Below are 12,903 nucleotides of genomic sequence, written 5' to 3'. Positions count from 1 at the left end.
AGGGGACAGATGCGAGCGAGACCGGACGCGGCCGGGGGTCAGGCGGACCGGAGGCCCTGGAGCGGTTCGGCGGCGAAGCCGTGCCGCGGCTGGGCCGCAGCGGTCCGCCGGCCCCAGCTCACGCGGTACGGCCGGCCGGGCTGCGAGGGCAGCGTGATCCACAGGGAGGCGTAGCCCTCGCGGTCGGCGAGGAAGCGGGCGGCGACGAGCGCTTCCTCGCGGTCGGCGATGTCGAGGTGCCGGGTGGGGGAGCGCCGGGTGGCCGGGGCCGCCAGGCGGTAGCCGCTGAGCAGGGGCACGATCAGCCACCGCCCGGTCTCCGGCGGACGCGGGCGCTGGGCGTGCAGGGCGGCGAGGTCGGCGGCGAACGGGCGGGGGCCGAGGATCTGCCGCTGCCAGGCGTGCCGGATCAGCGAGGGCCGCGTCGTCGCCCCAAGCCTGGCGGAGGTTTTCTCCAACAGGTAAGTGGCCTGGTGGGAGGCCGTTCCCCGCTGGCGTGCGTAGGCGGTGAGGGTCTTGCCGGCGGCGAGCGTACGGACCAGGTCGAACGCGTCCGCGTCCAGGAGGAGCGGGTGGAGCAGAGGGGGCGGTGGCACAGCGCCGCAGGCGTAGCCGTGGTGGACGAGCTGCGGCCGGACTGCGGCCTCCAGACCGAAGTGGCGGGCGATCTGGTCGAGCCGGGACCGCACGCGCGTGACGGTCCCCAGTCCGAGCCGGGCCACCACCTCCGGATCCCTGTGGCCTTCGGCGATGAGCTCCAGAACCTGCCGGTCCAGGGGAGGCAGAGAAGCCGTGACGAGCGAGGGGACGAGGGTGGTCATGCCGCTCCCACCGAGGTCTCGTCTATAGCGGGGTCCTGCTGGAGACCGGGAGCGCTCACACGGGCGCCGGCGTCCAGGACAACGGCGCTCCCGCTGGCGCGGATCTCCACCAGCTTCCTCGCGGCCAGGTCCGCGAGCGCCAGGTCGACGTACACGGCCGGCACCCGAAGGCGCCTGGCCAGCGACCTGCGGGGAACCCGGGCTGCGGGCTTCAGCGCCCCTGCTCGGATGAGCCGTTCGATCTCCTTGGCGACCGACCCGACCGAGGGACAGGGGGCGAGCGTCTCGCGCAGCGCCCGCAGCATCTCCCGGCCCTGGCCGACGAGGACGCACGCCTGGGCGTAGGTGCCCCGGACCGACTGCTCGGGCGGGGTGAGCGCCGCGATCCACACGTCCCACCGGGCCCGGTCGGCCGCCGAGTCCGTCGTGTCGCGCCGGGTCCGGGCCAGGCTGAGCCACGGCTGCGTCGAGGCATAGATGTGGTGGTGCGCCTCCGCGACGGCCGCCGCTGGCCAGGCGCGGCGGGTGGTCACCCGCCGCAGCGCGGCGAGGTCTTCTTTCAGCTTGGTCGCCGTCCGTACGACGGCCGGGTCCGCCGGTCGGCGGAGAGGGAGAAGGAACACGGTCACTCCGAGGTCGAGAGCGGGGCGGCGGCGCGGTCGGCGGGGAAGCCGGCGCAGGACGGAGACCCGTTCCGCCTGCTCGGGAAGGCAGGCGCCGGCTTCTTCTGTCTGTACCGGGCGCTCGCACCCGCCAGGCCGAGCGGCAGCAGGGCGGCGATCACGGTGAAGGTGTCGGTCACGGCTCAGCCCCCGCTCGTGCGGCGGAGCCGACGAGAACGTGCAGCGCGCGCTCGACGACGTCGGGGTACTCCGCCCACGTCCACCCGCCCCGGCGCCTCGCCACCTGCAGATCGGCCAGGAGAAGAGCCTCCCGGGCCTCCCGGGACGGGTCGAGGACGTACGTCCCGGGCCTCTCGGCCGCCTGGTGGCGGCGCAGCAGCCCCTCCAGCGTCAGCTGGAGAAAGGCGAGCTGGATCGTCGTCCGTGACGTGTCGAGCTCGATGGCGAGGGACTGCTGGGGCGGCATTTGCTCGCCGGGCTGGTAGGTGTGGTCGGTGAGCCGCTTCCGGATCGCCTGCACGACCTCGTCGGTCGCGGTGCTGGTGCGGTGGGCCGGCCGGCCTCCGGGCCCGAGGGCCCGCACACCAGGCAGCCCGTCGAGCGCGACCAGACCCTCGTCGCGCAGGACACGGGTCACGGCCGTGGTCATGAGGTGGGTCTCGCCGAAGCGGGTCCGCAGGCCGGTCTGGGTACGCACCGTCCCGGGCCGCCAGACGCCCGAGCGCAGCTCCTCGCGCAGGGTGAGGAGCATCGGCTGGTCGGGCCCCGCTCCCTTTCCGCGGACGCGGGGGAGCTGTTGCGTACCAGATCTTGCCCGGCCGGGCGCGGGCATACGGGGATCCGCTGCGGAGAGCGCCGTGCGGGTGCTCCTGCGCATCGTCGAGGAGGGCCTCATGGTCAAGGCGCTCCCTTCTGGTCGTCGTGGGCGTGCTGGTCGGTCGGTGGTGGCGCTGTTCCCGCGTCGGCGCGGCGCCGGCCCGGCAGGCGGGGCGCGATCTCCACGAGGAAGAGGACCGCCCCGCAGAACCCGGCGACGAACAGGGCTCCCCACAAGGTCATCGCTTTCCTCCGTGTCTGCCGGCGCCTGCCGCACGAAGCGGGCGGCCAGAACACCGCCCCCGCTTCCGCTGGCGGTCATGTCGGTACAAAAGGGGTGCTTTGGGGGCGGGGGATGCCGTGCCGGCCCCGGGCTCCCGGTACCGGTGAGGGGGGAGGGCCGGCCGCGAGCTCCCCCATGGAGGTGCGGCCGGGGCGCGGACGGGTGCGCCACCTCCCTCGGGCGAGGAAGGCCCCGGTTCAGGTCCGCGCCATCAGGACGGCGCGGTATGCCCCCTCCGCGTCAGGCGGCGGCGGGCTGGGTCTCGCGCTCGGCCGCCCGTACGGCTTCGTCCGCGGCCTTCTCCAGGGCGTCGTTCAGCCGCTCGGCCCGCGGGTCTCCCAGGGCCTCCCGGATCCGCAGGTCCCCGAACCGGTCCCAGTACCGCCGGGCCGTCTCGTTGCCCATGATCATCGAGGCGTAGAGGCGGAGCTGGTGCCTGCTCACGCGGCCGAGCCGGTCGCGCAGGCTGAGGGAGCAGATCATGTGGTTGGCGGACATCAGCCCCATGTACTCCTCGGCCTTCACGCCGGCGGGCGCCCACATCGCCGCCACGGCGGGGTCCGTGGAGACCTTCTCCAGCCAGTCGAGCTGGTTGCGGGCGAGGGCCATGTCGACCCGCTCCCGCTGGTGCTTCGCCTCCTGGCGCAGGCGGGCCACGCCGACGCCGGCCACAGCCGCGCCCGCAAGCAGTACCGCCGTGGTACCGAACTTCATCGGAAAATCCTTTCCCTCAAGGGGTGTTGGTGGTGTTTCCGCCCAGACCGGGCGGAGTGGAAGGGGCGGCGTCCAGGGCGGACAGCAGCCCGGCCACGAGGCGCGCGAGGTTCTGGGCCCGGCGGACGACGGTGTCGGTCGTGAGGACGAACGGCGGCACCGCGGACGTCAGCGGCTGGCCGAGCCGCCTGCGCGCCTCGCCGAGGACGGCCAGCATGCGGTCGGGAGAGTCCGGCCGCACACCGGCCTGGACCACGTCGCGCAGACGCTCCCCGTACGCGTTGAGCTGGTGCACCGCGATGACGGCCCGGTCCAGCGACGGCCGGTCCTCACCGTCCGGCGCCCACGCCAGGACCTCCTCCGCGAGCGCCCGCGCCTTCTCCCGGAGGCTCTCGGCCGCCTTCGGGGCGGCAGCGGCGGTCACGCCGCGCCCACGAGGGCAGCGGGTGCCGTGCCGCCGAAGCACGGATCTGCTGCCAGGCGGTCGCGCAGCCTGCGCAGCGCGAGGCCGGCGGGCGGAAGTCCCACCGCGGCCCGGCGCGCGTCAAGGTCGCCGGCCGGTTCGGACACCACCTGCCGCTGGGGCCCGTCGGGGCCGAGACGGTGCTGAGTCCCGTAGAGCTGCGGCAGGTTGGCGTTCACGAGACACCGGTCGTAGAGGTGAGCCCACTGCCGAAGGGAAGCGGTACCCCGGTCCACGGCGTCGTGCATCAGCCGGGAGGCGAGCTGCTGGACGTCGGCCCGGGTATCGGCGCGAAGGGCGAGACGCCACGCGGCCCTCGCTCCTTCCTCGCCGACGAGCGGCACGCCCGGCCACCCGTAGTCCGCGACGGCCCGCGCCAGAAACCCCGCGCTGGCGTGGTCGATGTGGCGGGCCGCGCCGATCTGCTGGTCGGCCGGCTGCATCCGGGCCAGCCGGGCCCAGTGCTCGTCAGCCCTCTCAGCCCGGGCGACCAGCTCGCGCGCGAGGTAGGGGTGCATCGGGGCGGTGCTCGTCACGCTCAGGGTCTGGGGCAGGCGGTCGGCGCTCACGCGGCATCCCCCGCGAGGTCGAGGACATCCAGGACGGCGGTGGCCACGCACGCCAGACGCCAGACCTCGATCTCCCGCTCCGCCGGCCAGTCGTGCAGCGCGGCGGTGACGGTGTACCCGAGGACGGCGTGTGCGTCCGGGTCGTCCGGGTGCCGGCGGGCGGCGAGCGGAAGGAGGTCTGCGGCGGAGGCGACCAGGCTCTGGCGTACCTCTCGGAGCGATTCGGCGTCGGGGGCCGAGCGGCGGTGCCACCAGACCTTGGCCCGGCGGCAGCTCTTTCGGAGGCCGGCGCGGTCGAGACTCGTACCGGACGGCGCCGCACTGCGCAGCCGTCCGACCAGGTCCTCCAGCGTGGGCGGCCCGCTCACCGGGGCCGGCGGTACCGGGCGGACCACCGCTCGCCTGCTGTGCTGGACGGAGAGGTACCCCTCCTCGTGCAGCCGGTGCAAGGCCCGGCTGACGATCGACCTCTCGGCAGCGAGGAGCCGGGACAGATCCTGCTGGACGGGCAGGGACGACATCAGGGGATAGATGCCGGTGGACACCAGTGCGCGCAGCAAGTCGGCCGCGACGGTGACCTGGTCGTACGTACTCCTGGGGCCCGCCACCAGGACTTGGTTCGAGTGACGGACCACGACCAGGCCGTCGGCCGCGAGGTCCTGGAGAGCGAGGTCCACACGCGTTCCGGAGGCCGAAGTGAGCCCTGCGTCCGCCAGGATGCGCAGACGCGACAGCAGGGTTCCAGGCGGAAGGGCGCCGTCGGTAATTCCCCTGCGCACGCGGTCCGCGAGCTCGCTCACGCTCGGCCCCGGCAAGAACGCCTCCACCAATTCCCGCAGCAGCGACCGCGCCGCCGAGCTCGCCGTCACGAAGTCGGCTTCGGAACTGGCGCGTACCTCGTCGATGAGGCTCTGCCAGCGGGCCTGGTCGCCGGGCGAGCCCTCCGCGGCCTGCAGACGCCCCTCGGCGACCGGAAGCCATGGCGTCACCAGCCGCAGCACGCCCTCCGTGTCACCGGACTTCCCGTCGTACTGCTTCCCCAGCCGCCTCAGCGCCGTCAGATCCGACCGGAGCCGGATGAGCGTCGGGTCGCCGACGGGCTCGGCGTTCTGCGGGTCGGGGGCGGCTTCGAAGTCGGCGGTCATGATGCTCCGGCAACGGGACGAGAGGAGGGAACGGGTGGGGTCGACGAGCACGGGGAGAGGGGGCGTCATGGGGCGTCACCCCTCACGAGGTCCAGGAGATCCAGCAGCACCTGGGCGTAACGGCGCAGGTAACCGACGGTGTCATCGCCCTCGGGCATCCCCTGGTGGAGCGCACGCGCCTGCGCGATCAGCCGGGTCGGAACAGGCCGGACCCGGACCGTCGCTCGGTTGATGGTCGGCTCGGTCGCCCGCCTGAGCTGGAAGCTGATCCAGGCCACGTCCTCCTCGGAGAGCGCGCCGGCCTTCAAGGCGACCTCCCTACGACGGCGCGGTCGGTACGGGAGGCGGTCCAGAAAGGCGCCGGTCGCGGTCGGAGCCGCAGGGGACGTCGGTGCGTGGCAGGGGTCCATGACAACGTCGACGGCGGCGAGCAGGACCTCGTCGTCGTCCGGCGGGTCGTCCGCAACGGACTGGCGGAGGGCCGCCAACGCCCAAACCATCGTGCTCACGTCGCTGCTCGCGGCCAGCATCACAACCCCTCCGCCAGCGCGGGTGGGACGTCCAACTCCATCCAGACCGTCTTTCCTTGGCCCGGTGCTCCTGGCTGGACTCCCCAGTTCGCGGCCACGGCGTCGACCAGGATCAGACCGCGCCCCCCCTCGTGGTCCCCGTTCTCCGGCCGAAGGCGCGGCCATTCGTCCGAAGCGTCGTGCACTTCGACACGGACACGCCCACGCAAGTGAGAAGCCTTTACGGTGAATTCCCCCGTCGACTGGCAGCGGTATCCGTGCTCCACCGCGTTCGCCATCAGCTCCTGGGCCCCGAGCGCGACGTCGTCCGCGACCGAGGAAAGCCCGACACAGCACATCAGCCGGTGGAGCTCCTGGCGAGCCTCGGAAACGAGGGAGAGGTCCGCCGGGAAAACCGAAACGGCCTGGAACGGGCGCCCGTCATACGACGTCGGCTCGGCGGGAGACGGGGTGCGTGACTGCCCGCCCACAATGTCGTGCTCCTGCGGGCTCCGGGCGTGCACTACCGTCGCAGTGCAGGGCGGACGGAGGCCGGCCGCGGGGTCGTGCACGTTCATCAGCTCCCCTTGTCGGCCCCTGCAAGGGCCAATTCCGGTCACCGTCCTCGCACATAGGCGTGACAAGGCCGATTTCTTTACGTCGCACGGGGGTTGGAGGAATATCGTCCTGACGAGGAAACCGCGCCTGCGGGCCTGCGGGTATCCCGGCGGCCCCAGCGAGGTGATGCACGTGATGCAAGATCGTTTCAGGGACAGGGGCGCACGCACGTGAGCCGGATGCGCAACACCAAACTGGACGCTCTCGTCAAGGAACTCGGCTTGTCGCAGCGGCAACTGGCTGCCCGGTTCCGAGCCGTCGCCGCCGAGAACGGCGCCACAGAGCTGCTTCGATGCGACCAGTCGCGCATCGCCCGATGGATCGGAGGCGCGAGCCCTGAGGGGCGGGCACCGCATATCTTGGCGGAGACGCTCACCCGTGGCCTTGGCCGCGTCATCACGCTCGCCGACATCGGGCTGGAGCAGGAAGACCGAGCCGTGCCGCCGGCACCCGGGTGGAGCGTCGACGCCCTCACCACGCTGGCCACCCTCGGGAGCACGGACATGGACATAGAACGGCGCCGGGTGCTGGCGCAGACGGCCTACTCGGTTACGGGCATGGTGCTCCCCTCCGAGGCCGAATGGCACCAGGCCGCGGAACGCGCCCGCGCCAGGAAGCCCCTCTCGCGGCGTACCATCACCCTCGACGACGTCGCCAGCGTCCGCGAGATGACGACGTTCCTCTCCCGCCGGGACCAGGAGCGCGGCGGCCACGGTGTGGGGCGTACCGCACTCGTCGCCTACCTGCGCACCGACGTCGTCGATCTTCTCTCCGGTCGGTTCCCCACCGACCATGTGCGCCGGGCCATGACCTCGGCGGCAGCCGAGCTTGCCTACCTCGCGGGATGGACGTCCTTCGACGCGGGCGAGCACCCGATCGCCCTTCGGTGGCTGACCTTGGCGACTCAGCTCGCCGAGGAGGCCGGCGATGCTCCCCTCGCCGGACACGTGCTGCGCGCGATGGCCCACCAGGCGGTTGACCTGAAGCAGCCGGCCGAGGCCGTCCGCCTGGCAGAGGGATCCCTTTCCGGCCGCCGTTACCGGGAGGCGTGCTGGCGGGAGAAGGCCCTCTTGGGCGTTGTGAATGCCCGGGCTCTTGCCGCTGCTGGGCACAAGGCACAGGCAGCAGCCGCGCTCCTCCAGGCCGAGAAGGACCTCGGCCGAGCCAGCGGCGATGGCGATGAACCGGAGCGCGTCTGGTTCTTTGGCGAGGCCAGCCTCGCCCACGAAACCGCCGCCACGCTGAGAGATCTCGGCGACTTGAAGGGCGCCGAGCGGGAGTTCAAGCGCAGCGTCCGCACCCGCCGGGCGCAGTTCAATCGCACCCACTCCGTGACCCTGGGATACCTCGGCGACGTACAGGTCCGGCAAGGGCAGCTCGACGCGGCCTGCGCCACCTGGCAGCAGGCACTCGACGCGATGACGGGGGTACAGTCCGGCCGCGCACGGGAGACCGTTGTACAGATGCGCCGAGCCCTGAGCCCGTTCCGAAACCGAGGCGGCGGCCCGGTGGCAGAACTCGATGCCCAGGCACGAGCAGTGCTCGCCGCCCGCTGACCGATAGCGTACGGACGCCCGGATCAGAGGACCTCCGCCCTGGGACGGCGGTCGTGTAAGGAGAGGCAGTACGTGTTCAAGGTCAGCAACTACATTCAGGTTCCGGTGATCGCCACCGTCGTCGGAGGCCAGACTGGCCGCCTCGACGACTACAAGGCCGGCGTCGAATCGATCATCCGTCTCGTTCCGGAAGTCCCTGAGAGTGCCCTCGAAGGGATCGACGAGTTCAGCCACATCGAGGTGCTCTTCCACTTCCACCTGGGGACGGACGGCGACATCGAGCTCGAACCGCGAAGCCCGCGGGGGAACCGCCAGTGGCCCGCCACCGGCGGACTTGTGCACCGCAACCACCGCCGCCCGGCCCGCCTCGGGGTCTCGTACCCCCGACTGCTGCGAGTCGAGGGCCGGGACCTTCACGTCACGGACTTGGACGCCGATGACGGCACGCCGGTGATCGACCTGGCGCCCGTCTTCCGGGAGATGCTGCCCCGCGGCCCCGTCCGCCAGCCGGAGTGGCCGACCGACATGCTGCAGAACTACTGGCGGGACGCTCGCGAGCGGCCGTGAAGCGAGATCCGTCTTCAGGGCCCCCTCTCGGCCGGTCGCGCCTGCGACGCGATACGGCAAGGGCAAGCTGCTTCGCCCGCACCGGCCGTTGCACCCCAGTGGCGCGTGCGGTACGCCGAGATCGCCGCGTAGCCGAGGACGCCTGCCACGTGATACGGACACGGCCCTGTGTCCTCGTTTCATGAGGCATCCCCTTTCTGGAGCAGCGGATCAAAACGGCCCGGAAGCAACAAAGCTCAACGGGGAGTAACGGGTTCAGTGCCATGAGTTTGGATTCGCACCGGCTGGCGGGGCACCGCCGTAGCGATATCGCTGCGGCGATATCGATCTCCGCCTAGCCTGTTCTCACGGCTGGGGCGAGCTGGATCACGACCAGGAGAGCTGAGGTGGCCATGTCAGAGGCGCCTGGGCGGATGTGTGTGCGGTGCGGGCTGCCGATTAGCCGGTACAACCCGGATACGCGGTGCGCTGCCTGCGCCCGGACTGATGAGGCACCGACGATCCCGGACCGGGCCTGGCGCGACGAGCAAGTACACAAGGCCCTTGCTGCCTGGGATTTCGGGACTGTCGTACGCCTTGTCCGTCGCCGATCCGGGCTCTCCCAGAAAGCAGTACGCGAGCTGACCGGGTTGACTCAGGGCTACATCTCGGATGTGGAGCGCGGTCTCAAACAGGTCAACGGCCGAGAGGCGATCATCGACCTTCTGACCGGACTTCGGCTTCCTGCCGACCTGCGCCCGCTCCTCCTGACCCCCTTCGCGCAGGCTGAATCGCAGCGGCTCAGCGCTGCCATCGACCCGGCCCTGCCGTGGACGACGGCTCGTATGGTGACGTCACTGGACGCAGCCGTCGGAGGAGCCATGACCGGATTGAACCGCCGCAGTGTGATCGCCCTGGGTGGGGCCGGCCTCACGCAATACATCCTGCAAGCAGCCATCGCCCCTCCTGAGGCCGTGGCCTCCACCGCTCGGAACGGAATCAGCGTCTCCGACCAACTCCTCACGAGCCTGCAGTCGACCACCGACGCTCTGCGTCAGGCCGATGCCAACCACGGCAGCGGCAACCTCGCCCGAGCCGCCACGGCACACCTCAAGGTCCTCCTCCGGCTTCTGAAGGAAGGGGACTTCACCGAGGCGACCGGCCGGCGCCTCGCGGCGGTGGCCGCGGACACCGCGATCCAGACCGGCTGGTACCACTTCGACAGCGGCGCCCACGACGTCGCCCGCAACCTTCTCCTCGGAGCCCTGCGCGCTGCCCATGCCAGCGGCGACAGCAGGCTGCGTGCCGGGACTCTGTCCTTCATCGCCATCCACGGCTACTCCGTCGGCGACCCCCGCGACGCGATCACCGCCGCACGCACCGCCCGCCAGGTCATCGCCGACCAAGACGCTCCCGCCCTGCACGCCATGCTCCTCACCCGCCAGGCCCGCGGGCACGCCCGTCTGCGCGAGGAACGCCAGGCCCGCATCGCCCTGGAGGAGGCCCAGGCCCTGTGCGCCCAGGGGCGCGGCGAGGACGACCCCCACTGGCTCTACTGGATCAACCCCGGCGAGATCATGGGACAGACAGCCAGCTGCTTGCTCGATCTGGGCCGACCCGACCAGGCAGCCCAGGCATTTGCTGACGCCCGCGACGCATTCAGCCCGGATGAGATCCGCACCCGCGCGCAGTTCCTGTCCCGCGCCGCCACCGCCCAGATGCGCGCCGGCGACGTCGACGCCGGATCCGCGACCGGACACGAAGTCCTCGGTCTCGTCACCGGAGTCCGTTCCGCACGTTTGGACGACAATCTGGATGCGATGCTCGCCGAAGCCCGCCGCTACTCCTCGGTGGTTCCCGTCCGAGACCTTCTAGAACATGGTCAGGCCGTCATGAGCGAGCGTGCCGCATGATCTTGGTCCTGTGGGACATCGACCGCACCCTCGTCTACACCGGTGACATCGACCGGCGTGTGTACCGGGAGACCTTTACCAGCGTCGTCGGTCGCCCCCCGACCGCCCTGCCGGCCCGCGGCACCGGAGTCACTATGCCCCTGGCAGTCCGTGAGCTCCTGCGCGTCAACCACGTTTCCGAGAAGAGCGTGGAGACGCTGGCGAACCGCATCGTCGCCGAGCTCCCCGACCGCCTGGCCGGCCATCGGGAGCTGCTGGCCACCAAGGGGGTCGTCATGCCCGGAGCCGTGGATGCGCTGGCCGCGGTTCAGGAGGCGGAGCACCTGATCCCGACCGTCGTCACGGGAAACCTGCGAGGCAGCGCCGAGACCAAGCTGTCCGCGCTGGGCCTCATCGGCTACCTCGACACCGACATCGGCGGCTACGCGTCCGACGATCCCCACCGGCCGGCTCTTGTGCGCATCGCCCAAGACCGGGCAGCCGCGAAGCACGGTGGCCGGTTCGATCGCGACAACACGGTGATCGTGGGCGACTCGCTGGAAGACGTACGCACCGGTCTGGAAGGCGGTGCCAGGGTCATCGGGGTCGCCTCTGGCACCACCATCGAAGAGCAGCTGCGAGCAGCAGGGGCAGACCATGTCGTGTCTGACCTCAGCTCGGCTCGTACTCTCCTTCGCCTCATTGGTGGGACTCAGGCACCCTGAATGCCCTGATGGAGGTCGGCGCGTCGTCCGAAGGGGATGCGCGGAAGCCTTCCACCGAGACCTGTAAGGTCTCCGCAGCCTGAGGCATTCTCGCTATTCCCCGTGCTGAAGTCCCACGTCGCCGCGCTCCATAGACCGACCTCCCTGGACCCGTGCGGACGGCGTGACGGGGAGCGCTCAGGCGGCCTCGTAAAGATGCGCTCCGCCTCCGCGCCATTCGATCCACCGAGGGTCGTCGAGGAGGTCCTCGGAGTTGGGGAGGCCGGCCCGCCTCAGGAACTCGGTGATGTCGCGGTCGCTGTGCGCGAGGCCGAGGATCTCGGCGCCAACCGTCACCCGCCGGCCTCCAGTGGGGGAGGGGCGGTGCACGACGATTGGCGCACCGGTCATACCTCCAGGATGCCTCAGGCGGTTGGGTTCGGCCTAAGCCGTACGTCCGCGTACACGCGGGCCGTGACACCGGGCTCACCCGGCGTACGCCGTACCGGGGAGATCCCGGAGGTCGCCCACCGTTGCTGGAGGTAGTCCATTGCCCTCCGCAGCGTTTCCTCGTCCACCGCAGCGATGTCGAGGACCACGAGGCCGGGCTCCGAGATGTGCTGCGTATCGATCGTCATGCACGGCCAACGGCCGCGCTGCTCCCTCGGTTCGCCCGACACCCAGCGGAACATCCGCAAGAGTGTACGGACAAGGTGAGAGGCGCCTGATGGACCCCAGGCTTGGCCGTGGTGGTACCCCCTCGTTGTCGGTGGGGCGTCGTAGCGTGGCCGGCATGGACGACATGAAGCTGATGCAAGTCAACCCGGGGCAGGTCCGGACCGGAGACATCGTGCTCGGGTGGCTCGATGGGCCGTACTTCGAGGGAGAACCGAAGGCCATCGGCCCCGGCCTTCTCGTTGAGGCAGGCGGCTTCTACTCGATCCCCATCGGCAATGAGCTGTCGTTCACCATGCCGACCGACGCGGTGGTCATCGTCGGTCGGGTGGTAGGCGAGCGCTACGTGATGACCCTCGGGGAATAGCTGCCGGGATGCGCCGATCCTGGCCTATGTCATGCTTCATGCGTTTGTGGCGCGAACTCCTACGGCTGCGCCCACTTCTTCGCCAGGGCCAGCTTTCAAAAGAGCTGTCACGTCGGTGATCTTTTGGTGTCAGCGGGCATAGCGGGCCGCCGTGCCGCCCCCTCTTCCTATCCCGGGAGGGCGAGGTTCTGCATCCGGGCGATGCTGCGCAAAGCGCGGCGCATGCTGTTGCCTATGGGGGGCGACGGCCCTTGAACGACTGCCCTGGCCCTTCCTCGCCCGCACCGACTTCACCCTCCACCCGGCAACCCCACAGGGCTGACAAATAGATCAGTAGAGCCTCCTGGGACCCCTCGCGGCCGTCCCAGGGGGCTGGGCATGCAAACCATTCGCGGCTTCGCAGCAACATCGCGACTTGATGAGGCACTGAGTGCGGGGCGCAATATAGCGGGAGATCCCCGGTTTCCGAAACCGGGGATCCTGCAGATCATCAAGGTGTTCGCGATGTCTGCACTTGGCGGTGGAGCGCTGCGAGCGAATCCTGCCGAGCGGACAAGGATGGTTAGCCAGACCGGCTATCAGAGCGAGCACTGATGGTCGCC

At 70.7% G+C, this 12,903-nt stretch carries 19 protein-coding genes; 6 read left to right on the top strand and 13 right to left on the bottom strand.

Annotation, left to right across the window (positions count from 1 at the left end; genetic code table 11):
* Positions 1-38: 38 nt before the first annotated feature.
* The 11 genes from ACWDVG_RS18690 to ACWDVG_RS18640 form a co-directional block, all read right to left on the bottom strand.
* Entirely contained in the window at positions 39-821 is a 783-nt protein-coding gene (locus tag ACWDVG_RS18690) for a hypothetical protein (RefSeq protein WP_451700345.1), read from the bottom strand.
* The gene (locus ACWDVG_RS18685; RefSeq protein ID WP_451700344.1) at positions 818-1,444 is read right to left on the bottom strand and encodes a hypothetical protein; all 627 of its coding nucleotides are present in this window, start codon (positions 1,442-1,444) and stop codon (positions 818-820) included. Before ACWDVG_RS18685 ends, ACWDVG_RS18690 begins: the two co-directional genes overlap by 4 nt.
* A 2-nt stretch (positions 1,445-1,446) precedes the next feature.
* On the bottom strand, positions 1,447-1,623 hold the full coding sequence (locus tag ACWDVG_RS18680) for a hypothetical protein (protein WP_397997353.1): 177 nt from the start codon (positions 1,621-1,623) through the stop codon (positions 1,447-1,449).
* Complete coding sequence (locus ACWDVG_RS18675) at positions 1,620-2,195, bottom strand: GntR family transcriptional regulator (RefSeq protein ID WP_451700343.1); 576 nt, start codon at positions 2,193-2,195, stop codon at positions 1,620-1,622. Before ACWDVG_RS18675 ends, ACWDVG_RS18680 begins: the two co-directional genes overlap by 4 nt.
* A 146-nt stretch (positions 2,196-2,341) precedes the next feature.
* Positions 2,342-2,503: a hypothetical protein gene (locus tag ACWDVG_RS18670; RefSeq protein ID WP_017236914.1), complete on the bottom strand. Its 162-nt coding sequence runs from the start codon at positions 2,501-2,503 to the stop codon at positions 2,342-2,344.
* Between the two features lie 280 nt (positions 2,504-2,783).
* On the bottom strand, positions 2,784-3,257 hold the full coding sequence (locus ACWDVG_RS18665) for a DUF6082 family protein (RefSeq protein ID WP_397997357.1): 474 nt from the start codon (positions 3,255-3,257) through the stop codon (positions 2,784-2,786).
* Between the two features lie 16 nt (positions 3,258-3,273).
* Positions 3,274-3,681 carry a hypothetical protein gene (locus tag ACWDVG_RS18660; protein ID WP_397997359.1) on the bottom strand — a complete coding sequence of 136 codons (408 nt, stop codon included), beginning with the start codon at positions 3,679-3,681 and terminating at the stop codon, positions 3,274-3,276.
* Positions 3,678-4,289: a DUF6624 domain-containing protein gene (locus tag ACWDVG_RS18655; protein ID WP_451700341.1), complete on the bottom strand. Its 612-nt coding sequence runs from the start codon at positions 4,287-4,289 to the stop codon at positions 3,678-3,680. The genes ACWDVG_RS18660 and ACWDVG_RS18655 overlap by 4 nt, the downstream gene beginning before the upstream one ends.
* Positions 4,286-5,503: a GntR family transcriptional regulator gene (locus ACWDVG_RS18650; protein ID WP_397997364.1), complete on the bottom strand. Its 1,218-nt coding sequence runs from the start codon at positions 5,501-5,503 to the stop codon at positions 4,286-4,288. The genes ACWDVG_RS18655 and ACWDVG_RS18650 overlap by 4 nt, the downstream gene beginning before the upstream one ends.
* Positions 5,500-5,964 (bottom strand): hypothetical protein, encoded by a 465-nt coding sequence (locus ACWDVG_RS18645; RefSeq protein ID WP_451700340.1) that lies wholly within the window; start codon positions 5,962-5,964, stop codon positions 5,500-5,502. Before ACWDVG_RS18645 ends, ACWDVG_RS18650 begins: the two co-directional genes overlap by 4 nt.
* The gene (locus tag ACWDVG_RS18640) at positions 5,964-6,521 is read right to left on the bottom strand and encodes an ATP-binding protein (RefSeq protein WP_397997370.1); all 558 of its coding nucleotides are present in this window, start codon (positions 6,519-6,521) and stop codon (positions 5,964-5,966) included. Before ACWDVG_RS18640 ends, ACWDVG_RS18645 begins: the two co-directional genes overlap by 1 nt.
* Positions 6,522-6,740: 219 nt before the next feature.
* Here ACWDVG_RS18640 and ACWDVG_RS18635 point away from each other — a divergent pair, with 219 nt between their 5' ends.
* The 4 genes from ACWDVG_RS18635 to ACWDVG_RS18620 all read left to right on the top strand — a co-directional run bounded on the left by ACWDVG_RS18635 (position 6,741) and on the right by ACWDVG_RS18620 (position 11,280).
* A complete protein-coding gene (locus ACWDVG_RS18635) occupies positions 6,741-8,117 on the top strand; it encodes a Tat pathway signal protein (RefSeq protein ID WP_451700339.1) in 1,377 nt (458 codons plus the stop codon).
* A 72-nt stretch (positions 8,118-8,189) separates the two neighbouring features.
* On the top strand, positions 8,190-8,684 hold the full coding sequence (locus tag ACWDVG_RS18630) for a TrmO family methyltransferase domain-containing protein (RefSeq protein ID WP_017236906.1): 495 nt from the start codon (positions 8,190-8,192) through the stop codon (positions 8,682-8,684).
* A 392-nt stretch (positions 8,685-9,076) separates the two neighbouring features.
* A complete protein-coding gene (locus tag ACWDVG_RS18625; RefSeq protein ID WP_451700368.1) occupies positions 9,077-10,576 on the top strand; it encodes a helix-turn-helix domain-containing protein in 1,500 nt (499 codons plus the stop codon).
* The gene (locus ACWDVG_RS18620) at positions 10,573-11,280 is read left to right on the top strand and encodes an HAD family hydrolase (protein WP_451700338.1); all 708 of its coding nucleotides are present in this window, start codon (positions 10,573-10,575) and stop codon (positions 11,278-11,280) included. The genes ACWDVG_RS18625 and ACWDVG_RS18620 overlap by 4 nt, the downstream gene beginning before the upstream one ends.
* 177 nt (positions 11,281-11,457) lie before the next feature.
* Here ACWDVG_RS18620 and ACWDVG_RS18615 read toward each other — a convergent pair whose 3' ends face one another.
* Entirely contained in the window at positions 11,458-11,670 is a 213-nt protein-coding gene (locus ACWDVG_RS18615) for a hypothetical protein (protein ID WP_397997378.1), read from the bottom strand.
* 14 nt (positions 11,671-11,684) lie between these two features.
* Positions 11,685-11,897, bottom strand: a complete 213-nt coding sequence (locus tag ACWDVG_RS18610; RefSeq protein ID WP_451700367.1) for a DUF6207 family protein — start codon at positions 11,895-11,897, stop codon at positions 11,685-11,687.
* 155 nt (positions 11,898-12,052) lie between these two features.
* On the opposite strand from ACWDVG_RS18610, the gene ACWDVG_RS18605 reads away from it, so the two are divergent.
* A complete protein-coding gene (locus tag ACWDVG_RS18605) occupies positions 12,053-12,301 on the top strand; it encodes a hypothetical protein (protein ID WP_397997385.1) in 249 nt (82 codons plus the stop codon).
* A gap of 378 nt (positions 12,302-12,679) precedes the next feature.
* Positions 12,680-12,895, top strand: coding sequence for a hypothetical protein (locus tag ACWDVG_RS18600; RefSeq protein ID WP_451700336.1), 216 nt, complete (start codon positions 12,680-12,682; stop codon positions 12,893-12,895).
* Positions 12,896-12,903: the final 8 nt, after the last annotated feature.

This window comes from Streptomyces sp. NPDC003327 (assembly GCF_053589515.1).
This window is presented reverse-complemented; position numbering and strand designations above follow the sequence as displayed.

Excerpts from the sequence above, each read along its gene's own strand:
- ACWDVG_RS18670 (WP_017236914.1), bottom strand. The coding sequence starts at position 2,503 with ATGACCTTGTGGGGAGCCCTGTTCGTCGCCGGGTTCTGCGGGGCGGTC.
- ACWDVG_RS18605 (WP_397997385.1), top strand. The coding sequence starts at position 12,053 with ATGGACGACATGAAGCTGATGCAAGTCAACCCGGGGCAGGTCCGGACC.
- ACWDVG_RS18620 (WP_451700338.1), top strand. The coding sequence starts at position 10,573 with ATGATCTTGGTCCTGTGGGACATCGACCGCACCCTCGTCTACACCGGT.
- ACWDVG_RS18690 (WP_451700345.1), bottom strand. The coding sequence starts at position 821 with ATGACCACCCTCGTCCCCTCGCTCGTCACGGCTTCTCTGCCTCCCCTG.
- ACWDVG_RS18635 (WP_451700339.1), top strand. The coding sequence starts at position 6,741 with ATGCGCAACACCAAACTGGACGCTCTCGTCAAGGAACTCGGCTTGTCG.
- ACWDVG_RS18675 (WP_451700343.1), bottom strand. The coding sequence starts at position 2,195 with ATGCTCCTCACCCTGCGCGAGGAGCTGCGCTCGGGCGTCTGGCGGCCC.
- ACWDVG_RS18645 (WP_451700340.1), bottom strand. The coding sequence starts at position 5,964 with ATGCTGGCCGCGAGCAGCGACGTGAGCACGATGGTTTGGGCGTTGGCG.
- ACWDVG_RS18615 (WP_397997378.1), bottom strand. The coding sequence starts at position 11,670 with ATGACCGGTGCGCCAATCGTCGTGCACCGCCCCTCCCCCACTGGAGGC.
- ACWDVG_RS18600 (WP_451700336.1), top strand. The coding sequence starts at position 12,680 with ATGCAAACCATTCGCGGCTTCGCAGCAACATCGCGACTTGATGAGGCA.
- ACWDVG_RS18650 (WP_397997364.1), bottom strand. The coding sequence starts at position 5,503 with ATGACGCCCCCTCTCCCCGTGCTCGTCGACCCCACCCGTTCCCTCCTC.
- ACWDVG_RS18625 (WP_451700368.1), top strand. The coding sequence starts at position 9,077 with ATGTCAGAGGCGCCTGGGCGGATGTGTGTGCGGTGCGGGCTGCCGATT.
- ACWDVG_RS18665 (WP_397997357.1), bottom strand. The coding sequence starts at position 3,257 with ATGAAGTTCGGTACCACGGCGGTACTGCTTGCGGGCGCGGCTGTGGCC.
- ACWDVG_RS18640 (WP_397997370.1), bottom strand. The coding sequence starts at position 6,521 with ATGAACGTGCACGACCCCGCGGCCGGCCTCCGTCCGCCCTGCACTGCG.
- ACWDVG_RS18610 (WP_451700367.1), bottom strand. The coding sequence starts at position 11,897 with ATGACGATCGATACGCAGCACATCTCGGAGCCCGGCCTCGTGGTCCTC.